This is a genomic window from Bacillus sp. FSL M8-0266 (assembly GCF_038613425.1).
GTDB classification, from domain to species: Bacteria; Bacillota; Bacilli; order Bacillales; family Bacillaceae; genus Bacillus; species Bacillus pumilus.
This window is the reverse complement of record NZ_CP152015.1, coordinates 693,480-717,724: the sequence shown is the minus strand read 5'-3', so window position 1 is coordinate 717,724 and position 24,245 is coordinate 693,480. Positions and strand designations below refer to the sequence as shown.

Genomic DNA, 24,245 nt, shown 5'->3' with positions numbered 1-24,245 from the left:
AACATGAAGGGTCGTCCGCCTTATGCGGATGACTCTCTTTTTAAATTAAATAAAAAGCTTTTCTTTCTTCCGATTCTGAATAAAATAAGAGTTGTGCAGCCATATGGGCTGTGAGAAGATCATATACATGATGTGAAACGTACATGAAGTGAAGGAGCGATACGCATGTTTTGGACAATTGAATGGGATACAGTCTTAAAATTAGCCGTGGCCACCTTAATCGGTTTGATTATTGGGCTTGAACGCGAGCTGAAGAAAAAGCCGCTCGGCTTAAAAACGTGTATTGTCATTGCTGTCAGCTCCTGCGTGTTAACCATCATCAGCATTGATGCAGCCTACAATTTCCCTCGAGTCTCTAGGCTTCAAATGGACCCACTCAGGTTACCGGCGCAAATTATATCTGGTGTTGGTTTTATTGGAGCAGGTGTGATTCTGCGAAAAAGCAATGATGTCATCTCAGGTCTCACGACTTCTGCGATGATCTGGGGAGCAGCAGGACTTGGTGTTGCTACAGGTGCAGGATTTTATAAAGAAGCCTTCCTCAGTCTTTTCTTTATTCTGATTAGTGTCGAATTTCTACCGTGGCTCTTCCAGCGGATCGGACCGATTCGCTTACAGGAAAAAGAAATCCGCATCAGAATGTCTCTTTCTGATCGAAACCGCATGACGGATATTTTAAAAGAAATGAAAGCCCTCAACATTCGCATTCATTCTGTTCGTATTGATGATTTAACAGAAAAGAACTATCCGATTATGGAAGTACGCGTACGCGTGCATAAAGATCGCTATACAACTGATGTGTATTTTGATATTAAAGATCTAGAAGGCGTCGTTGGCGTCAAGTGTGATACGGTATAAAAGGTGATGAGGCAAAAGTCTCATCCCTTTTTTTATGGGAAAAGGGGTTGAACCATTGCCTTCATTCAAATAAAATACAAATTATGAAATAAATGATAAAAGGGGATTTTTCATGGGCTATATGGATCGTAAAAAACGTATTTTTCTTATGAGTGGGATTCTAGCGGTACTCGTATTCGCTGCTTTATTGACCTCACATTATGTCACTCCCGTCTCAACAAATGCAGCAGACAAGAAACAAACGAAAACACCAAAAAATGTTATTTTTATCATTGGCGATGGAATGGGGATGCCCGTGATCAAAGCCTACCGCACATTCAAGCAGGAAAAGCTTGGTTCTCCAAAAGCACAAACCGTCTGGGACCCGTATTTAGTCGGGATGCAGACCACACACCCAGATGATCCTCGAGATAATATTACCGACTCAGCTGCCGCAGCCACGGCCATGGCGACTGGAAAAAAGACATACAATGATGCCATCGCCGTCAACCAAGAAAAAGAACCTCTTAGAAGTGTCGTTGAAGCAGCAAAGGAAGCACAAATGAAAACAGCCTTTGTTGTCTCATCTGACATCACCGATGCGACACCTGCCGCTTTTGGCACACATAACGTCTCCCGAAAAAACAAAGAACAAATTGCAGACCACTTTTTTGATGAGAAAATAGGTGGAGAGCACAAAGTTGATATCCTTCTAGGTGGCGGCATGCAATATTTTGACCGAAAAGACCGTGATCTTGTGAAAGAATTTGAGAAGAGCGGGTATTCCATACTAAGGTCAAAAGATGATTTAACTACCCAATCATCTTCAAAAATGCTCGGCTTATTCCAGGAGGACGAGCTGGATCGAGCCATCGATCGTCCAAAGCATGTGCCTACTTTAAAAGACATGACGCAGTCAGCATTAGCCCAATTAAATCAAGACAATTCGCATGGGTTTTTCATGCTGCTTGAAGGTAGTACCATTGATTCTGCTGGACATGAAAATGATGTGGTCGGCGCAATGAGTGAGATGGAGGATTTTGAGAAAGCAGTCCAAACGGCTCTTCAATTCGCTAAAAAAGATCAAGAAACACTCGTTGTCATCACAGCAGATCATGCGACTGGCGGCTTTTCGTTTGGTGCAGACGGCATGACAAGTGAAACCGGCTATAAATGGGACCCAGCACCCATTTTAGCTGCTAAGAAAACACCAGTGTATATGGCAAAGAAAATCGAAGGCGGACAATCGGTACGTGATGTCCTTCACACCAATATTGATTTCTCGCTCACAAAAGAGGAAATCTCACAGGTGGAGAAAGCGGCACAATCAGGGAAGGACGGTACGATTCAACTCAGCATTCAACACATCTTTGATCAACGTTCTTTCTCAGGCTGGACAACCTTTGCTCATACAGGTGAGGATGTCCCTGTCTATGCATATGGACCTGGGAAAGCAGCATTTCAAGGCTGGATCGATAATACAAAGCAAGGAAAGAACCTGTTTCATATCATTGAATCACCGTCCACCTATCGCCCATAAAAAACAATCCCCGCCTCATCACATAGGCGGGGATTTTCATTTTTAAGATTGACTTAGCTTTGTAAAGTCAAACGTCGTAATCGGTGCTGCTTGCTCAATGTCGGAGCGGAAGCTAGCGAGCATGGCCTTCTCTTCATCTCCGATGGTAGCCAAATCAAATGCTTGATGCAGCAAGCCATAGATTAGCACGTGACGTAAGCGAAGGAAGTCAGGAATATAGGCAAGCCACTCATCCCCAAGCTCATTCTCTTCACGATAGCCTTTAAGGAACTGCTTCATAAAGTTTCCTGCAAAAGCTGCTTTGTCTTCGTATGGAATGACTGGGTACCACAACACATTGTATAGCAAAATGCTAATGTCATTCATAAACCAATTGTACCCGATATCATCGAAATCAAAGGTCGTAATTTTGCCTTGATCCCAGTGGAAGTTTCCGTGATGAAGATCCGCATGAACCAATCCGTACGTATCTTGATTTTTCGGAAGCTTTGCCAGCTTTTCCATCAACCGATCCGCTTGTTCGAACACAAGCGTCTGATCGGCTGGGACATACTTACGCAATTTAAGCTGCTCCTCTTCATCCCACTCTTGTCTTTTATATCGCGGATCTGACAGCTGATAGCTTTTTGTCAGTTTATGCATGCGGCCTGTGTACTGTCCAAGGGCATAAAATAATTCATCGTTCCAGTCTGCCTCTTCGACTTTATGGCCTGGTGCTTTTTCATAGACTCGCAGTAAAAATGAACCGCCTTGCCCATCGTCTACTTGCTCGATATCACGGCCATTTAATGAAGCAATTGGTTTTGCAACCGAAAGTCCGCCCTTCGCTAAGTGATGGAGCCATTCCATTTCACCTAAAATATAATCAGGTGATCTGCGGATGGTATGGGTAATTTTTAAAATGAAAGACTCTCCGTCTTTTTTAAGTTCATACACATAGTTTTCTGCATCTGCGATAAAGTGGATGTCACTTCGCTGGACTCCGTATAAATGAGTGGCCTCATCTAAAATTTTTGATTCTTCATATATGGCTTTTACATCTTTATGCATGCTGATTCTCCCTCTTCATATATTTTGCTAATTCTCGAATGGTGTGTTTTTCAGCAAAATTCAAATCATCAACATACCAACCCTTCTTTTCAATCTCTACTTCCATTTTGACAGCAAGTAAAGAATTTCCTCCTAAATCGAAAAAGTCGTTGTCAATTCCTACTTTTTCCACATGAAGAATGTCACACCAAATCTCAAGAAGCAGTGCCTCGCGTTCATTGGTTGGGTGTGCGTAAAGTCCATGATCCTGCGTTAGTTCCGTCTTTAATAATGAACACAGACCTTCTTGATCATGTACCTTAAGGGCTTTTACATAACCGCTGTGCAGCGTTTGATCTGTTTGAATCGTTTCCCATGTGTAACCTTCAGAAGCTGAATGACTTGCTGTCTCCACCCTTTGACCCTCTATTTCTTCAGCCAGGTGCTGACGAGGTGACAGGTGGTCAACGATCTGAATGTGATCGCTCAGTGAACCGATTTCTTTCACTTGTATCCGGTATGTTTGCTGCTCCTCCATCTCCTGCATCTGGTGCTCTTTCATAAATGACTTGAATAGCTCATTACGTCCAGTCGATGTAAACGTGAATTCAATAGAAGAAAGCTGGTGCTGACGGCTATATTTAGCGAGCCATGTCAGACATTTTTGCTCAATCCCTTTCCCTAGAGCACGGCAGCTTAGCATCCAAGCATCAATGATCAAGGTGTCGCCTGCATGATGAGCCAAGATCGCCCCTACAATTCCTTCATGACTGAAGCGATCCGCTGCCTCGATAATCCAGCCCTTAACATGCTCATTTTCCATCCGCTCTCTCAGCTGCTGTTCATCAAAGCGCTGATCATTTAAGCGGAATTGGTTAATGCGACTGCTCATTTGCGCCACGCGGGCAAGGTGCTTTTCTCCCCACTCTGTTACACTCATGTTTAAATTCAAATCTTGTAAAAATTGCTCCATTGACAGAGACTCAGCTTTCTCTTTTTGACGAGCTTTTTCAGCCTTGTAGCTCGTTGTTCGCCCTCTATCTTCTTCTGTGACATCATAGCGGTCAAATGCCCAAGCATGCTGAGCAAATAATGGGATCGCTTTTTCATTGGCAGGCAAGAGCAGTGTCATCACTTCAGGTAGCTCTTCATTCATACGCAAGCACTGAGCAGGATCATCGTCTAAGAAAATAAACTGAGATAATGAAAGATTCAGTGAATCTGCCATCTCTTTGAGATGTGCCGGTTTACTTTCCCAATTGATTCGCCAGTCGACAATATCGTCTTTTTGCAAGATCATATCTGGGTGGTTTTCAAACACGCGCCACACATCTTCTTCATTATTCCTGCTGCTTAAGACAAGCAGGAGACCCTCTTGCTGCTTTTGTTTTAAAAAGCGCTGAAGCATTTGATGTTCTGGCGTAATATCGATACCTTCCACACCGTCTTCTGAAACAACACCCCTCCAAAGCGTATGATCACAATCAATGGCCGCTACCTTAAATGGGGCACCTTGCCATGCAATGAACTCGCGTGCGACTTTTGTACCAATGGCTCCACAAAAGACTTCAGTGAATGGGAGATGTGCGGCTTGCTCTCCTTTTGCATCAAAGATGTCATCCATCTGATATTGCTGCGCAAGCTGACGGCAATCGATCAGTTGAACGCCGTCTATCTCAGATAATTGAGCAATCCACTCTTGTTCCACATCTTGCAGCGTGTCTTTAAGAGCAGCACTTATCGGCAGAATCCCAACAAAATATAGGTTATGTTTCGTTTTTGATTTCAGAACGTTTGCAAGTTCTTCAGCATGCTCTGCAGCCAGTTTTTTCTTTTCTTCCAGTGAAAGATGAGCTGGACCCGTGATATCCTCTAATCGAATGAGCAGAAGGTTCGCACCGTTTTTCTTCTGTGAGATAAGGCTGCGCTCATTTAGTAATTCCTGATATACCTGCCCATACGGTGCAAATTGAACATCAAGCTGCACATCAAACTGTTTGGTCCAGTACTGAATGTAAGGTGCGATTGGATCTGCTGTAAATGTCGAGCTGACTGTTAGTACGAGCGGTGCTTTTTCCTCTGCACGCTCCCTTTTCTCTTTTGCTACCTGTTCTTCTTCCTCTGAAAGCACATCGAAATCCTTGAGCAGTTGATCAGGTGTTTGAACAGCCTGTTCGACCAAGTGCTCGAAGTGCTTGACGAACGCTTGCATTGTCTCATGTTTAAACAGCGCAAGATTGTATTGAAGGACGCACTTTAACTCACCTGTTACTTCTCTGACAACATCCATTTTCATATCGAGTTTGGAAATTCCCTTTGCAAACTCATGTGTTTCAAATGTTAGTCCATCGGCTTCGATTTTAATATTCGGATCGTACTCATTATGGTAGATGAGCATTGTATCAAAGAATGGATTACGATGCGGTCTTGTTTTTGGATTCAGATGCTCGACCATTTGGTCAAATGGGTACTCTTGATGGTCATACGCATCCAGCAATACTTGCTTTGTCTGCACCAGTTGCTCTGTGAAGGTTGCTTCTTGTTCCATGTCTAGTTTAATTGGCAGGAAGTTTGTAAACATGCCAATTGTATGCTCGATATCTGCATGACGCCGTCCAGCCACAAGTGAACCGACAATTAGTTCCTCTTGATCTGCATAACGTGAGAGCAGCAGCCCATAGAGCTGGAACAAGATGACGTTATTTGTCAGCTGATACTGTTCAGCAAGCTGTTCAATTTTCTCAACGATGTGCGGTTCAATATTGAATTTGATCGCTCTTCCTAAGAAGGATTGTTCCTTCCGTTCAAAATCATATGGCATTGTCAAAGTTGGCACATTTGAGCCAATTTGCTGCTTCCAATAATCCTGCTGCTTTTGAAACATCTCGCTGCGGAAATATTTGTCTTGCCATTCTGCATAATCTTTATATTGAACAGTGAGTTCCGGCAAGGTTTCCCCTCGATAGAGCTCAGTAAATTCTTTAATAAAGATGTTCATGCTCGCTCCATCCGCCACAATATTATGCATATCGACTAATAAGAGATGATCATGTGCTGCAATTTTCACAAAACGCACACGGATCAATGGTGCAGCCTTTAAGTCAAATGGACGAATGAATTCATCGATTTGTGCTTCTAATCCTTTTTCATCAGCCTCTGTCAATTCAACAGCAAATTGGAAGTCATCATGGACACGCTGAACCGGTTCACCATCTTTTAATTCAAAGGTCGTTCGCAAGGTTTCATGACGATCAATTAATTGCTTGAAGGTCTGCTCAAAGCGCTCGACGTCAATTTCCCCTTTACATCTCAGTGCCATCGGCATGTTGTAAGAGGTCACTTGACCAATACGCTGATGAATGAGGAATGTCCGTCTTTGAGCAGCAGATAATGGATACGTGTCTTTCTTTTCCACTGGTTCAATCTTGAAATATTGATGCTTCTCTGCCTTTTCGATGAATGCTTGGAGCTTTTCAATTGTCGGATTGTTAAACATGTCTGTGAGCGTTAGCTCTACACCAAACTCTTTGTGAATTTGAGAAATCAGACCGGTGGCATTTAACGAATGTCCGCCAAGCTCAAAGAAATGGTCGTCTCTTTCCACCTTTTCAATTCCTAAAATGTCTTTCCACATCCGCTGTAACGTTGCCTCAATGTCATTCGATGCGGCGGCATGGACTTGATTGTTTTCTTCTATTTCCTGCCCTTTGTTATCCTTTGGCACCACCATTTGCACACCTGAAGATGAAGATAATGCAGATGTATCTACCTTTTCAATCCAATATCGTTGTCGTTCAAACGGATAGGTCGGCAAGGATACTTTTTGATTTGATGTCTGATTTCGCAATTTTGTCCAGTCAACCGGCACCCCTTGAAGCCAGATGTCACCCAATCTTCCCAGCAGGTAGCGGTCGTCGGCTGCCTCTTCTTTTGGATGACGCATCAATGGAATCGGCTGCTGATGATGTTCCTTTGAAGCTGGGCGAATAAAGGCACTTAACGTATTCCCCGGCCCGACTTCAACGAAAATAGGATCAAGCTCCGTTAATAACGTCTCCGCTCCATCACGGAAACGAACCGCTTGCCGCAAATGATTAGCCCAATATGCCGGGTCTTGCACTGCTTCATGGTCAATCCACGTACCTGTGACGTTAGAAATATACGGGATAGACGGCGCATTCAATTGATACTCGGCTACCTTTTCTTTAAATGATGGCAGGATGTCATCCATCATTTTAGAATGGAAGGCATGAGAGGTGTGAAGCTTTCTACACCCATGTCCAGCAGCCTCCAGTTTCTCAGCAAGTGCATCAATGGCTGTGGTCTCACCTGACACTACGCACAATTCAGGACCATTTACTGCTGCAAGTGAAAGATCATCTGTTAAATATGACAACACGTTCTGTTCACTCAAAGGAACACTCAGCATAGAGCCTTTTGGAAGCTGGCTGATAAGCTGTCCGCGATAAGACACGAGATCTACGGCATCTTCAACAGATAGTAAACCAGATACGGCAGCAGCTGTGTATTCTCCAATACTGTGGCCAATCAGTGCCTGCGGTTTGACGCCAAAATGAATCAGCAATTTAGCCAAAGCGTATTCCACACTAAACAGAAGCGGCTGCGTATATTCTGTTTGGTTGATCAGCTGACGATCATCACTTGCTTCTGTAGAGAATAAAATACTAAATGGGTCAACTGAGACATGCTGTTTGAATTGATTCAAGCATTGATCCAGCGCTTCCTTAAAGACTGGATACTTGTCATAAAGCTGACGCCCCATGTCTACATACTGAGATCCTTGGCCTGGGAAAAGAAAGACGATTGGACGGCTCGATGTTTGGGAGCTGGCCGTCTTGACCACCTCTTTTGACCTTTGATTCAGCGCCTGTAACATGTCAGCCGTGTTATTTCCAAGAATGACACGTTTATGCGGGAAATGATGGCGCCCTGTTTGCAGCGTATAGGCAACGTCACTTAGACGAACTTGCTGCTGATGCTGGAGTAAATAGTCCGCAAGGCGATCCGTCATTTTTTCAAGAGCTGCTGGTGTTTTGGCAGATAATAAAAGAAGTTCACTATCCTCAGGGCTATCAGCGGCAACACGTGTAGCAGGTGCTTCTTCTAAAATGACATGAGCATTTGTTCCACCTATCCCAAATGAGCTTACACCCGCCCGGCGAGGAGATTCCTGTGTGCTCCATGGCGTCAAGTCTGTGTTTACAACGAAAGGCGAATTGTCAAATTCAATTTTTTCATTCGGCGTTTCAAAATGAATGGTCGGCGGAATCACTTGATGCTTTAAGCTTAAAACGGTTTTAATAAAGCCCGCGACACCTGATGCATCATTCAAATGACCAACATTCGATTTGACAGAACCAATGCGGCAAAAGCCTTTTTTATCTGTATCAAATGCTTGCTTGAGCGCTTCAATTTCGATTGGATCTCCGAGGGTTGTTCCGGTTCCATGTGCTTCAATGTACGAAATGGTTTCAGGTTCCACCTCAGCCATTCGAAGTGCTGTCTTAATGGCTGAAACTTGACCTTTCGTACTCGGCGCTGTATATCCTACTTTTCTATTTCCGTCATTATTAATAGATGATCCTTTAATGACAGCATAGATGTGATCACCGTCTTCAATGGCATCCTCTAAATTTTTTAAAATAACGGCTCCTGCACCATCACCAAAAACAGTTCCATCGGCTTTGTTATCAAAGACGCGGCAATGTCCGTCAGATGAATGGATCATGCCTTCTTGATAAAGATAACCCGATTTTTGCGGCAGGCGAATGGACACGCCGCCTGCAACTGCCATATGACAGTCGCCGCTTAATAAAGCCTGAACGGCTAGATGAATCGACACCATCGAGGTCGAGCAGGCGGTTTGCACCACCATACTCGGTCCCTTCAAATTTAATTTATATGAAATCATTGTCGCTAAATAATCACGCATATTCAGAACGGCAGCTTCTAGTGTTTTCGAATCCTCACCTTGAGCCGCCCCTTGAAGTGCTCTCATGACCCATTCTGTATTGATCCCTGCACCTGTATAAAGACCAATTTGCCCTTTATATTCAAACGGATCGTACCCAGCGTCTTCAAGCGCTGTCCACACACATTCATGAAAGAGTCTAAACTGCGGGTCCATCATGGCCGCTTCCTTTGGTGTATAGTCAAAGAAATCTGCATCAAATAAATCAACATCATCTAGCATCCCTTTTGCTTTGACAAAACGGGGATTTTTTAATAAAGCTTCATCTGTACCTTCACGCCGTAATTCTTCTTCTGTAAAAAAGGAGATTGTTTCTTTTCCTTTTTTCAGATTCTCCCAGTACTCATCTACATTTTTGGCCCCTGGAAAACGACCTGCAAGACCGATAACAGCAATTTCTGCGCCATGATAGTGATTCGTTGTATCATTCATTCTCGATTCCGCCTCTCAATCTTTTATTCCGTTGCTGTTTAAAACGAGCTCTTCGATCACCTGAAGTGACGACGGCTAGTTCTTCTTCCATCGTTTCTTCCTTCGAGTCCTCAGAAGGCTGGATATATTTCGCAAGCTCTGCAACAGATGGGTACGTAAACAACGTCACAACCGCTTCATTTGTTTGAAGTGCTTGGTTTAACCGATTGGTGACTTGAACAATATCCAGCGAGCTTGCGCCGAGATCGAAGAAATTGTCGTGAATGCCCACTTGTTCCATGCCCATAAAATCCTGCCATACTTGACAGATCGCTTTTTCAGTTTCATTGCGAGGCGCCACATACGGATTGCCCAGCTCTGGTCTTTCGTGCTTAGACACTTCATATGAATCCTCATCCGCTGCGGTCTTAGGCTCTAGTGACAGCCATTGATCTATCCGTTCATCAAGATTTCCTGTGGACACGAGCATGTGTCGATTCTGCCGGCTAGACAGAACATACTGGAACAGCTCAGCACCCTCTTCTGGTAAAATCGCAAGCTCATTGATCGATTCACCAATTGTGGATTCTAGTTCACCCCAGAAATTCCAAGCATCCCAGTTCACACACATCCACGGGGTTTGACTATGTTGATTAAGTCTAGCTGCAAATGCATCCATATATAAGTTAGCCGCTGAGTAAGCAGAGAATCCTAAGCCCCCAAGCAATGCACTAATGGAAGAAAAGAGAAGACAAAAGTCTGCTTGTTCTTGTTCCAACAGCTGCTCTAGCACATCGAGCCCTTTCACCTTTGATTGGAATTGATCCTCTCCCTGCGCCAGTGTAGAAGGGATATCTTTGATTGCACGGAAGGATGTACTTCCTGGTAATCCTGCTGCATGGAATACACCATGAACGCCGCCATGCTTTTTGCGAATGGCATCAAATACATGTTTCATCTGATCAAGATCTCCTGCATTCGCCTGCACCGCTTCTACTGTTGCACCTAATCGTTCAAGCTCAAGCACCTTCTCAATTCTCGTGCGCTGCGCTTCATCGGCATTTGCTTGTTGAACATATGACGCCCATTCATTTCTTGGCGGCAATGCCGTTCTGCCAGTTAAATAAAGATGTACATTTCCTTCCTTCGCCAGCATCTTTGATAGAACAAATCCGATGCCGCCTAAACCTCCTGTGATCAAATAAACACCATTTGGCCTGATCATCTTCGGAAGTCCATCTTCTTTTTGTAGCGGCAAATGCTTGTAGCTCTGCACCCAGCGCTTTCGATGACGATACGCCACAAGCTGGTCCTTTCCAGGCTGCATGATTTCCTGCACAATAAGATCGACAAGGACTTGTTCCTTCCAAGACATGACTTCTGGCACGTCTTCCACATCGATATTCCAACATTTGATATGATGGTATTCCTGTGAAATCACTTTACATGGCCCAAGCATTGCACTTTTCTCTGCACATATCGTCTCATTTCCTGTGACTGGCTGAATTCCGCTAGTGATCGTAAACAGACGGCATTCTCGAATATTTTTTTGGGCAGCAATCGCTTGAGATAAGAAAATTAAGCTGTAATAGCCTTTTTCAATGTGCGCCTGAAAAGCGGCTTGACGATTCGAGTTGTCATCTTCTTTCGCAGCTTCCCATAAATGAAGAATCCGATGAATATTGATGCCTCTATTAGACAATGAATCTAACATGTTTCGGTAGTGCTGGCCTTCTGCCGGATTGATCGTAAACGACTGATCCAGCTCTTGATAAGCTTCACCCTTTTTGACAGAAATGACCTTGATCCCTTGTTGCTTAAATGAATGAATAAACAGTTCATGAAAAGCATCCTGTTCCCTGAAAATGAGCCACGTTTGTTCTTCTGTTACTTTTTCGAAAACTGGTTTTAGCGGCTGCTGCTCCCATGAAGGCAGGTAGAACCATTCTTCCATCTCTTTCTTCTTCGTTTCCTTAGGAGCGGATAGTTGCGGAGACGCGGGCTTTCCTGCTTCAATCCAATATCGTTTCCGCTCAAATGGATAGGTCGGCAGCGATACGAGCTGACGTTCCTCTTGAGTTGGATGTTGCTGTGCTTTGACCTCGTAGCCCCCTGCCCATAGCTCTCCTATTCTCTTTAAGAAATATGCATGGTCATCCGCTTGTTCTCTCGAATGCCTCACCATATTTAGGACATCATGATGTGACTCTTTGTTTTCATGACGTTTCGCTAATGCCGTCAAGCTGTTTCCAGGTCCAACTTCTATGAGTGCTCGTACTTCATCGGTTAACAGCTGAGATAGACCTTCATGAAAACGAACGGTTCCACGCAAGTGGTTCGTCCAATAAGATGCTGTCATCACCTCTTCGCTTGTTGCCCAGGTGCCTGTCACATTCGATATAAACGGAATCGCTGGCTCGTGCAATTCTACTTTCTCTACGAATTGTTGAAACGCCTCAAGCATCGGCTCCATCATGTAGGAATGAAAGGCATGAGAAGTATGGAGCTGTCTTGTGACAATTCCTTTGTCTTGCAGTTTCTTTTCAAATGCAGCGATATGCTCTTCTCTTCCAGAAACGACACAAAGGTCTTTTGCATTGACAGCAGCAACAGAAAGCGATTCATCGATCATTGAGACGAGCTCCGCCTCTGGTAATTGCACACTAAGCATCGCGCCTTTTTCCATGTCTTGCATCAATCTTCCTCTTGCCATTACGAGTGTTAATGCAGACTCGAGAGAAAAGACCCCTGACAAACAAGCGGCAACGTATTCGCCGATACTGTGTCCAATCATTGATTCTGGCTCAACACCGCTATGCTGAAGCAATTTGGCTAATGCATACTCGAATATAAAGAGAAGCGGCTGAGCATTTGACGTTTTTGTGATGTCTTCGTTCGTTTCATCCTCGGAAAAAACAATGCCCTTTAAATCCACTTGCTCCGTTTCCATTACATATTTAAAGCATCTATCTACTTCCCATTTGAACACTGGCTCTGCATCATATAATCCGCGCATCATACCAACATACTGAGCGCCTTGACCCGAAAACATAAAGGTCGCTTTACGCCATTTTTTGCTTCGGAACACACTTGTTTCAAGCTGTTTCTGCTGCATCCATTCATCAGCAGACGCGAGTACGATCGCTTTTCGGTATGGAAATTGCTTTCTGCCATAACGTAATGTATAAGCAATATCTTCAAGCGGGACTTGAGGATGGTGGATCACATACTGCTTTAATCGCTCTGTCATTTCCGTCAAAGCAGTATCTGTTTTTGCAGATAAGACGAGCAGCTGCTTTTGGTTAGAAGCTGGCTTTTGCTTCGCCTGTATGCCCTCTTCTATGATCATATGGGCATTCGTTCCGCCGATACCGAAAGAGCTAACTCCCGCTCTTCTCGGACCATCTGCTTCCTTCCAATACAACGCCTTTTGATTCACATAAAACGGTGTATCTTTGAAAGGAATCTCCTGATTGGGTTTTTCATAATGAATGGTTGGCGGGATCGTTTTATGCTGGAGAGCCAAAATGGCTTTAAACAAACCTGCAATCCCTGCCGCACTATTTAAGTGTCCGACATTACTTTTCACAGAACCGATCGGAATCGTCAGCGGATCTGTCCCTTTGAACACTTGGCTAAGGGCGGATACCTCAATTGGATCTCCCATGTTTGTCCCCGTACCATGAGCTTCTACATAACCAATAGACGCGGGATCGATACCTGATTTTTCATACGTTTCTTTTAAAACCTCTGCTTGTCCTTCCACACTCGGAGCGGTAAAACCAGCTTTTCGGCTGCCATCATTGTTCACACCAACCCCTTTGATGACCGCATGAATCGGGTTGCCGTCTCTCATTGCATCTTCATAACGTTTTAACAGAACAATCCCCGCTCCATCTCCGAAAATGGTTCCGCTCGCCTCTTGGTCAAACGGTCGGCAATGTCCATCTTTTGATTGAATCATCCCATCTTGATAGATGTAGCCGATATTTTCTGGAGAACTGACCGTCACACCGCCAGCCAGTGCAGCATCACATTCTTGATTCAATAATGCTTGACAGGCCATGCCAATATTGACAAGTGAGGTCGAACAAGCTGTCTGCATGGTCACACTAGGCCCGTGTAAATTCAATTTATAAGAAAGCTGCGTACTAAAGAACTCACGGTCATTTAACAGCATGGCGCTGAATTGCTCAGTTGCTTCCATTTGATGGGCAAAGCGCGTCAGCCACTCATGGTTTGGACTCGTTCCTGTATAAACGCCAATTTTCCCTGCGATTCGATCGGGGTCACAGCCAGCATCCTCCAGTGCTTCCCAAGCACATTCATGCAAGAGCCTGAACTGCGGATCCATTAGCTCTGCCTCTCTGGCAGAATAGTTGAAGAAGTCTGCATCAAAGCCTTCAATCTCTTGTAAACGACCTTTTGCTCCAATGAAATTTGGATGCTGATAGACAGACGCATCCAGCCCTGCTTTCTTGAGCTCTTCTTCTGTGAAAAAGTGAATCATTTCCTCGCCATTCACAAGACGCTGCCAAAAGTCTTCTAGCGATGAAGCTCCCGGGAATCTTCCAGCCATTCCGACAATCGCAATATCCGTATGCTCCTGGGACGTGTTTTTTACTGGGCGAGAAGCAGGCGTTTGAATCTGTTCTGACTGTTCTTCAAACAAATATTCAGCAAGACTTGCCACTGTCGCAAACCGATACAATTGCACAGTGTCAATTTGCTTGTCCACATGCTCAGATATTTTCGCTGCAAGCTGAGAAATATCAAGGGATGTCGCACCAAATTCGAAAAATGGCGATTCATCATCCATTTGATCAAACCCAAAATGAGTTTGCACAATGTCGTGAATGTCTTTTTGTAAAGAAGCGAGTGAAGCAAAGACACGCTGTTCATTCTGCGGCTTTTGTGGTTCAATGGCTGCCATCGTATTTGTTTGTGCAGAGAAATCAGTTTTATGAAATGGGTACCCAGGTAGCGGAATACGCTGTCTGTTCTTCTCATCTGTTATTGGGAAAGCTAAGCCGACCCCCATTTCCCAAAGAACACCTGCGATTTGAAGCATGTCTCCATCAAGTGGTTCGGTTGTTTTTTCTGCTCCCTTTTCAATTACAATCCCTTGTTTCATTGAAAGGTCAATGATCAAAGCTGGTGATTCTTGCTCAATCATTGGTGATTTTACAGGCTGATCCATATGAAGAAGACCCTTTGCAGACGATGGGTCGAAAGTGGTTTGTTGCTCCCCAGTTTGCTGCAAGTAAACAGGCCGCTTGAGTGTCCTCTGAGGCAGGGAAGCCAGCCTTTGATGAACCGTCTCGGTATCATGAAGATGGTACACAATAGATGCCGCATCTTTTAGCTCAAGACCGCCTGCTGCATATAAAGCTGTCCAGACTCCGCTGCCTTCTCCAACCCATCCATCTGGTTCAATTCCGAGTGATCTTACCATGTTGGCAAAAGCGGATGTCATGATCAGCATCGCCACTTCTGATTGACGGCTTTGTTTAGGATGGAACAGCTCGTCTTTTTTGATAGGTACTGCGGATTGGACGAGGCTTATGATTCGATCCACTTCTGTTTTGAAAGAAGGATCTTTCTCATACAGCTTGATGTAATCACGTAAACCTGACTCATGATACCCTGTCAGCTTCATGCTGATCCGTTTATAAAGATGACTTTCTCTGCCTGCTGTCTCTTCATTCAGCACTTGCAGCTCCTCTAATAACTCTTCCCGCGTGGAACAGACAAACGCTTTTCGATATTTGAAAGCCTTTCTTCCACTTTGTAACGTATAAGCTGCTTCACCAAGTGAGAGATCAGGATGTGAGGAGACATATTCCTTTAAGTTTTTTGTCATGTTCCTCAGATCATGCGTTGATCTAGCTGACAACACGATTAATTCTTTGGACGAGGCCTTGCTGTTTGCTTTTCTCGGCTGTGCCTCTTCTAAGATGACATGAGCATTTGCTCCCCCTATACCAAAGGCACTGACTCCAGCTCTCCTTGGCAATTGAGATGTCTTCCACTCCTCTTTGTCTGTCCCAACATAAAATGGGGTTTGATCAAAAGAAATACGGTGATTCGGTTTCTCAAAGTGCGGCATCGGGGCAAATTGACGATGATGCAGCATCATGACTGTTTTGATAAAACCAGCTACGCCGCTTGCAGCATCTAAATGCCCAATATTGGCTTTGACTGATCCAATTCGGCAATAACCTTGTTGATCTGTTTGAAAAGCACGGGTAAGCGCCTCAATCTCAATCGGATCTCCAACAGGTGTACCCGTTCCATGTGCTTCGATATAAGAAATCGTCTCTGGTTCTGTCTCAGCCATTTCTAACGCAGATTCAATGACACTTGCCTGTCCACTCACACTTGGGGCTGTATAACCGACTTTATTGCTCCCATCATTGTTCGTTGCAGATCCTTTTACGACAGCATAAATAAAATCTCCATCTTCTATCGCATCTTTTAATCGTTTTAGCGCAACAACGCCTGCACCTTCACCAAAAACGGTTCCTTTTGCTTTTTCATCAAACGGACGGCAATGACCATCAGGAGAATAAATCATTCCTTCTTGGTATTGATAGCCTGTGATTTGCGGCTGATGGAGTGTGACACCTCCTGCTAACGCAAGGTCACATTCACCGCCGATTAATCCTTGGCAGGCCATATGGATAGCAACAAGCGATGTGGAGCAAGCCGTTTGCACCGATACGCTTGGACCTTTTAGATTTAATTTATAGGCAATCCGAGAAGCAAAGGATGGGTCATTGAGATGCATGATTTGAAACACATCTTCGTTCTTCGCAAGTGACGACATATGCTGCCCCATCCACGATAGATTGCTAGATGCCCCGGCATAAAGACCAATTAATCCTTCGTATTGCTCAGGCTCATAGCCTGCATCCTCTAGCGCATGCCATGTACATTCATGCATCAATCGAATTTGCGGGTCCATAATAGATGCCTCTCGCGGAGAGTAGCCAAAAAAGTCTGCATCAAATGATGATGCATGCTGTAAATATGGCTTTGCCTTGACATAATCAGAACGTTTTAGCAGCGTCTCATCTACACCCGCTGCCTTTAATTCTTCATCAGTGAAAAACGTAACGGATTCTTTCCCTTGCGATACATTTTCCCAAAACGCTTGCACATTCGGTGCCTCGGGAAACGTACCTGCTAATCCTACAACTGCAATTTCAAGTCCAGATTCGGTCCATTGCTCTTGATCAGACATACGCTGCATTTCTCCCATCTATTTTCGTTTTAATCTCTGTTTACGACGGTTCTTCCCATCTGCCATCGCCTGTTTGCGGAGATTAGATGATTCAGTGACAGCTTGCTTTTCTTCCTTCACTCCATGTATCTTCTTCAGTTCTGCAGCCAATGACGCGATCGTTGGATGACTATACATCATGACCACTGGAACCTCTATACCATAAATTGATTTAATATGACCGCTCATCTGCAGCAAATCAAGGGATGTCGCACCCATTTCAAAGAAGTTTTCATTCACATCCGGTTCATGAGGAAAAAAGGAGCTGAGTACATCACACAATGATGCTTCTAGACGATCATCTATGACCTGCGATATTTGTTGAGACGGCTCTTCTTCCTGCTGCATAGGTGTTAATCGGTGTTTTATTCTCTCACCCATGTCTCGAACAGAAACAAGAATTTGCGGATAATCTAGACGCAGCACTTCCTGAAAGACCTTGATTCCTTCTTCTGGTAAAATTCCCGCCTGCTCCTCGAGCGTCATCATGTCATTGACTTTGGCCGCTAATGCTGAGTCGTGTGCCATACCGACTTTTTCCCATCGATCCCAGTTTAAAGAAATCACTGGCTTTCCTTCCTGCCTCTTCGCATGAGCAAAGCTGTCCATAAAAGCATTGGAAGCGGCATAAGCCACTTGTCCAGCCGCTCCAAGAAAGGACACTAGGGATGAACAAAGTAAAAAGAAGTCGAGCGTTTCATCCTTGAGTGCTTCATCCAGCACATAGGTCCCGTTGATTTTTGCCTGACACATGCGAATTTCATCGTCTGCTGTTCTTGCTTGGATGATCTTCCCATCTGCCTCTCCTGCCGCATGAATGACACCATGTAAATCACCAAATGATGTATGAGCCAGCTGGATCGCTTTCTGCACGGCGTCTTTATCTGACACATCACCGTGTACAGTTTGTACATCAGCTCCTAACTCTTCAAGAACCATCAGTTTTTTCACGGTTTCAGCTTCTTTCCCATCCGCATCACGCAGCTCACCCCATGCAGAACGTTCACGTATTTGTGATCGGCTGAGGAACACAAGTTTTGCTTGATACGTTTCTGCTAAAAGTTGAGCTAGTGTGAAACCAATGCCTCCCATACCGCCGGTCAGGAGGTAAACACCATGAGTCCTGAAAGGCTGTATGGACGATTCCTCTTTGCTTAAAGGTGTACTTGAAGCTTTTCGAACCCACCTACTGTTCCCCCGATACGCCACGACTGCCTCTTGATCGTGCATTGCAACCTCGTATGAAAGAAAGAGCGGCCAGTCCGCCTTTGTTTCCTGACATAAATCAATGTGCTGACACGCAATATGCTGATATTCTTGAGGAATGGTCAGAGCTAATCCAGTACATGTTGCTTGAAGAGGATTGACCTTCTCCATCCCGATGACATCATTTGCTTGGTTTGTCACAAGGTGAAGACGGATGGTTGTGTTATGATGCTGACTGATCAGCCTGACGAGATCGAGCACAGATAAGTAGTTTGGCTGTTCACCTGTATCTTCTGTTAGTTCATCATGCATCCAGATGATCTCTTCCGGTATAAATTCAGATTGTTGCAGTTCAGCCATCACCCACTCTAAGTGTGACAGCATATGAACGTCAGCCTTCATCAACTGGTCATTTTCTTTGATCGTATGATCACTTTGACAGACGCTGACAACCTCTGCATGCCGCTCTTTCAAATAGGCGCCAATATGACCACTTTTCTCAAAAACCAAGATACGCTTCCCTTGATGATGCTGCTCTTTTAGTACAGGTGCAGAGCGCTCCCATACCGGAATGTAAAACCAGTCTTGAAAATCAGCTGAGAATTTCTCCCCCTTTTCTGATGGCGCTAAATTGCTCATCAGCTGATCCGCTTTAAACTGCGGAGAGGGGAATATTTGATGCTCAAATGGATATGTTGGCAGTGACACTCGATATGGGGTCTTTTCTTTTCTGACAGCGCTCCAATTCGGTTCCACTCCGAAAGTCCACAGCTTACCTATAGCTTTTTTCATATATTCATCATCAGCAGCTTGTTCTTTTGGATGTCTCACCAATGAAACAGCCGCTGCTTTGTTCACATCATAGTCATCATGTCGTCTCACAAATTGGGTCAACGTATGACCTGGCCCCACTTCAATGAAAACCACTTCTCCAAGTCCAAGTAACGTCTCTAATCCTTGACTAAATAAAACAGGCTGCCTAATATGAGATGCCCAGTAATCAGGCGATGAGGCTTGCTCATTTGTTAACCAGTTCCCTGTCACATTCGAAAGGATCGGAACCTCGCCCTGCTGATAGGTGATCTCTGAGAGAACGTTCTTAAACTGTTCGGATGCTTCAGCCATCATACTCGTATGAAAGGCGTGAGAGGTTTTCAATGTTTGGACAGAAGCTCCTCTTTTTTCAGCTTGTTCGAGATAGATCTGTAACCGTTCTGAAGGTCCGGAAACAACAGATAATTGTGAGCTATTCACCGCAGAAAGCTCGACCCCCTCAGGAAGATCATGTTCAATCTCTTCGGCAGGGAGTGACACTCCGGCCATTTCACCCCGAGGCATTTTTTGCATCAAACTGCCTCTTTTTAAAACGATACGGATGGCATCTTCAAGGTGGATGATACCGGCCACGCAGGCAGCCGTGATTTCTCCAATACTATGACCAATGAAATAATGCGGACGTATGCCTAGTCCCATCAGCTTCGATGCGAGCGCATACTCAAAACTAAACAAGATGATTTGTGTATATGATGTTTGCTGCATGAGTTGTTCTGCTTTTATGAACTCTTCTTCGGTTGTTGGAAATAACACGTTCTCGATCTCAACACCTGATAAAGATAAAATGATGGCAAAACATTTCTGAAGCGTTTGTTTAAATTCAGGGTCTTTCTCATATAAATCCTTGCCCATATTCACATACTGAGCACCTTGTCCAGAAAACATCCAAACGACTGCAGGCTGTTGAAAGGCCTTTTGCGGCTGTCCGGCTGACTGGAATGTGCGGTCAGGACCTGCAAGAAAAGCTTGTCGATAAGGAAAATGCTTTCGTCCCTCTTGCAGTGTAAAGGCAGCACCTGATAGTGTGACATGCTTTTGTTCTTTTAAATAAGATGTCATTTGTTCAGCAGACTTTTGGACTGCCTGCTTCGATCTTGCAGAAATCACCATTAGTTCATGATCTCTTTCTAATGACGGTTTGTCGGCTGCGGGTGCCTCTTCCATGATCAGATGTACATTCGTTCCACCAACTCCAAATGAACTGACCCCGGCACGCAGCGGCTGCTCTATTTTCGTCCATGGTACGGGTGTTGTATTGACATAAAATGGACTTGATTCAAAATCAATTTTCGGATTCGGTTTTTTATAATGAAGGCTAGGCGGCAGCATCTGATGGTACAGACTAAGCGTTGTCTTGATAAAACCTGCAACCCCTGCGGCTGAGTCAAGATGACCAATATTGGTTTTCACAGACCCAATCGCACAAAACTGTTTTTTATCCGTTTGAAAGGCTTTCTTTAGTGACTCAATTTCAACCGGATCTCCAAGAGTTGTACCTGTGCCATGTGCTTCAATATAAGAAATACTCTCAGCTTCTACACGACTGATGTTGAGTGCCTTTTTAATCACTTCGCTTTGTCCTTCTATACTTGGTGCTGTGTAGCCAACCTTACGCCCGCCATCATTGTTATAGGCTGAACCTTTAATCACGCCATAGATATGATCCTTATCTTTTAGTGCCTGCTTTAAAGATTTGAGCACAACAACACCACAGCCCTCACCGCCAACGGTGCCTTCTGCCTGTTCATCAAAAGCCCGGCAGTGCCCATCCGGCGACATGATCATCCCCTCTTGATACATGTATCCTTTTTTGTGAGGGGTCGTAATGGTGACGCCGCCTGCGAGTGCCATTTTACATTCTCCGGTAATCAGGGCGCGCGCCGCCATATGAATGGCAGTCAAAGAGGAAGAACAGGCTGTATCAACAGCTACGCTCGGTCCCTTCAAATTCAATTTGTAGGATACCTTTGTGTTCATGAAATCTTTATCTGTTAACTGAACAGCCGCAAATTGTTCAGATGAGTCATTGGTTCTCATCAGCATGGAAGCAGCTTGCCAATATAAATTAGCAGAAGCGGCTCCAAATAAACCAATCGGTTCCTGATAGGTTTCAGGGTTATAGCCTGCATCTTCAAGAGATTCCCACGCCACCTCATGAAACATGCGGATTTGCGGGTCCATTACTTCTGCTTCACGCTGTGAATAACCAAAGAAATCTGCATCAAAATGATCATGCTGATCAACTGCTCCTTTGGCACGTACATATTGCTCATGATCTAATGCCTCTTTCTCAACCCCTGCCTCAAGCAGCTCTTCCTTCGAAAAGAACGTAATGGACTCTCTTCCATTTGCAAGGTTGTCCCAAAAGTGATGAATATTCTTTGCTCCGGGAAAACGGCAGGCCATCCCAACCACTGCAACCTCTAATCCTGTGAACTTACTCATCTATCATCCCGCCTAACAGTTGAGCGGCACTTTCTAAGTCATCCGCTTCATTTTCTCCATCATCTTCGATCTGTTTCTCTTGCCCTGATGCTTTGTTTTTTAATTGAGCAGCTATTTGCGAAACAGTTGTATATTGGAACAGCTCCATTACTGTCAGCTCCTGCTGAAATTCCTCTTTCACTTTATTGGACAGCTCAACGATATTAAAAGAGTTCCCGCCTAAGTCAAAAAACGGTTCATCTATACGAATCTGCGAAGCAGGGACTTGTAAAATAGAGGCGAAGATGCGAACAAGCTTCTGCTCTGTTTCATTATGTGCTTGAATGGTCACTGGCTCTTGATTGTCTGCCAGCTGATCTTCTGGATTCGGCAGTGCTTGGATATCCAATTTCCCCGATAGATTCAAAGGAAATTGCTCTATTTGAATGACATGCCTCGGCACCATATAACCTGGTAATCTTTCACTTAAAGACTGACGAAGCGCACGCTGATCTATCACTTGTTTTGCCATCATGTATGCGCAAATGTATTGGTCCTGATCCTGCGTTTCCTTAGGAATGACAATGACATCTTGAATCAATCCTTGCATATGCGGGTCATCAAGAATCGCTCTGCGGATTTCCTCTAGCTCAACTCGATATCCCCTAATTTTCACTTGACCGTCGTTTCTCTTGGCAAATTCTAATAATCCATCAAACCGCCATCTTGCAAGGTCTCCCGTACCGTATAACACCCCGCTGCTGAGCTCTGGTTTTTTGATAAATTTCTCCTTGCTCAGATCAGGGTGATTGATGTACCCACGACCTACACCATCGCCTGCTATATATAACTCTCCAAAGACGCCAATCGGAACTAGCTCTCCTTGCGCATCACATATGAAAATATGCTCATTCGGCATCGGCTGCCCAATAGGAATGACTTGCTCATCCCAGTCTTGGGGAATCAGAAAGGATGATGACTGAACCGTACATTCAGTCGGCCCATACGCATTAATCATGATTGGTTTTTCACCTGATATATGCTGTAAAAATTGATCCATCAGCTCTTTTGTGAATACCTCTCCGCCCACCAGCAGCATCTTCAACGCTGGCAGGTCTTGTTTTGATTGCGCTGCTGCCTTGTTCATCAGCTTTAAATGAGAGGGGGTCACATCAGACAGCTGGATGTGATGTTCTTGGTAAAACGACCATAACGCATGCCCATCCATACGGACTTCATCTTTGGCAATATGCAGCGTATGCCCGAGGAGCAATGCTGGGAACAATGTTTGAACAGACGCATCAAAAATGTGTGAAGCCAGCATCCCTACTTGCAAAGGATCAGGGAGCAGATCAAAAAAGCGCGTTTTCATTCCATATACCAAATTAATGACATGACGATGTTCGATAACGACACCTTTCGGATGCCCTGTCGTACCTGATGTATACAGGACATACGCCATATCCGAAGACGAGATAGACCAAGTCAGATTCTCTTTTATTGATGATTCTTGAAGCATGTCTTGAATCACATGAACCTCGACATCCAATCCTTCGTGTCCTTCTGTATCCGAGACAATAGCTGTAGCACCGCTGTTTTTGAGCATATACCGAATTCTTTCAATCGGCAGATGGACATCAATCGGTAAATAAGCATAGCCAGCCTTTAAGATGCCAAGAATAGCAATGACAAGTTCAGCAGATCGATACATTCTGAGTCCAACAGGAGTCTCACATGTTATCTGACTTTGAGATAGTCTAAGCGCAATGCGATCTGATAAATGATCAACCTCTTCATATGTATAGGAGGTGGTGCCAAACACAACAGCCGTTCGTGCTGGATGCAATTGGACTTGTTGTTGAAATAACGACACAATATCACGATCCACTGGATAAGCGAGCGACTCCCCTTGAAACGAATCAAACAGCTGACTTTTCTCCATATCAGATAAAAATGAGTGTGTGCTCATCGTTTGCTCAGGCGTTTCGAGACATTGCTCTGTGAATCCCATGAAATGATTGGAGAACTGCTCCATCATGTGGTCATCATAAATGGAAGCATCCCAGTGAACTTCAGCATGAAGGTGATCTTGTTCTTTCTTCCAAACAATAAGCACATCCGCATGCAGCTGCTCTCGGTCAGCTTGCCCATGCAATGGCTCAAATGCACATGCCAGATTGACACGCTTCTTGTCTTCTTCTATTGAACGCCAAAGCTCATCCATTAAAATATGAACAGGATAATTTTGATGACGCACTGCCTCCTGAAACGATTGTTTCAATACCTCTAGCCCTGCGCTAAAGCTCATATGAGGCTCAATCTCTGCCTTAAGCGGCAGTATATGATTGATGGCTGATTGATTGGCAGACTGTTCCATTGTAGGAACAGTCACCATCAACTCAGTTTTTCCGCTATAACGTTGAAGCAAGCCAAAAGCAGCTGTGGTCAGCACGATAAACAGGCGCAAATCAGAATCTCCACATAATTGCTTTAACGAATGATTCATAGCCACAGGGAAGGACGAATGAAGCGATCGGTTCATTGCAGCAGGCTTGGCTTGTGAAACCGTATGAGGAATGCGGCCATCAAGCTGGACACCTGATAAGATCGATGTCCAGTAGGCTCTTTCCCTCACCCTTTCCTTCGCTGCTGCTTTCAGTTGAAAATCATCATGTTCAATCACTCTT

7 protein-coding genes are annotated in these 24,245 nt (G+C 44.5%); 2 read left to right on the top strand and 5 right to left on the bottom strand.

Translation table 11 applies throughout. The features are described 5' to 3' along the window. Nucleotides 1-159 precede the first annotated feature (159 nt). Together MKY83_RS03425 and MKY83_RS03420 are read left to right on the top strand one after the other, a co-directional pair. The gene (locus tag MKY83_RS03425) at nt 160-858 is read left to right on the top strand and encodes an MgtC/SapB family protein (protein WP_170938431.1); all 699 of its coding nucleotides are present in this window, start codon (nt 160-162) and stop codon (nt 856-858) included. Nucleotides 859-970: 112 nt separating this feature from the next. After that, entirely contained in the window at nt 971-2,377 is a 1,407-nt protein-coding gene (locus tag MKY83_RS03420; protein ID WP_342488163.1) for an alkaline phosphatase, read from the top strand. A 42-nt stretch (nt 2,378-2,419) separates the two neighbouring features. Here MKY83_RS03420 and MKY83_RS03415 read toward each other — a convergent pair whose 3' ends face one another. Genes MKY83_RS03415 through MKY83_RS03395 form a run of 5 tightly spaced genes read right to left on the bottom strand, consistent with a single transcriptional unit; the run spans nt 2,420 to nt 24,241 of the window. Continuing rightward, nucleotides 2,420-3,427: a phosphotransferase enzyme family protein gene (locus MKY83_RS03415; RefSeq protein ID WP_044141556.1), complete on the bottom strand. Its 1,008-nt coding sequence runs from the start codon at nt 3,425-3,427 to the stop codon at nt 2,420-2,422. Continuing rightward, nucleotides 3,420-9,830, bottom strand: a complete 6,411-nt coding sequence (locus MKY83_RS03410) for an HAD-IIIC family phosphatase (protein WP_342488162.1) — start codon at nt 9,828-9,830, stop codon at nt 3,420-3,422. The genes MKY83_RS03415 and MKY83_RS03410 overlap by 8 nt, the downstream gene beginning before the upstream one ends. Further along, entirely contained in the window at nt 9,823-17,055 is a 7,233-nt protein-coding gene (locus MKY83_RS03405; protein ID WP_342488161.1) for an SDR family NAD(P)-dependent oxidoreductase, read from the bottom strand. The genes MKY83_RS03410 and MKY83_RS03405 overlap by 8 nt, the downstream gene beginning before the upstream one ends. 18 nt (nt 17,056-17,073) lie before the next feature. Continuing rightward, nucleotides 17,074-21,579, bottom strand: coding sequence for a type I polyketide synthase (locus MKY83_RS03400; protein WP_342488160.1), 4,506 nt, complete (start codon nt 21,577-21,579; stop codon nt 17,074-17,076). Next, nucleotides 21,572-24,241, bottom strand: a complete 2,670-nt coding sequence (locus MKY83_RS03395; protein ID WP_342488159.1) for a non-ribosomal peptide synthetase — start codon at nt 24,239-24,241, stop codon at nt 21,572-21,574. Before MKY83_RS03395 ends, MKY83_RS03400 begins: the two co-directional genes overlap by 8 nt. Nucleotides 24,242-24,245 lie beyond the last annotated feature (4 nt).

Excerpts from the sequence above, each read along its gene's own strand:
- MKY83_RS03420 (WP_342488163.1), top strand. The coding sequence starts at position 971 with ATGGGCTATATGGATCGTAAAAAACGTATTTTTCTTATGAGTGGGATT.
- MKY83_RS03415 (WP_044141556.1), bottom strand. The coding sequence starts at position 3,427 with ATGCATAAAGATGTAAAAGCCATATATGAAGAATCAAAAATTTTAGAT.
- MKY83_RS03410 (WP_342488162.1), bottom strand. The coding sequence starts at position 9,830 with ATGAATGATACAACGAATCACTATCATGGCGCAGAAATTGCTGTTATC.
- MKY83_RS03405 (WP_342488161.1), bottom strand. The coding sequence starts at position 17,055 with ATGTCTGATCAAGAGCAATGGACCGAATCTGGACTTGAAATTGCAGTT.
- MKY83_RS03400 (WP_342488160.1), bottom strand. The coding sequence starts at position 21,579 with ATGAGTAAGTTCACAGGATTAGAGGTTGCAGTGGTTGGGATGGCCTGC.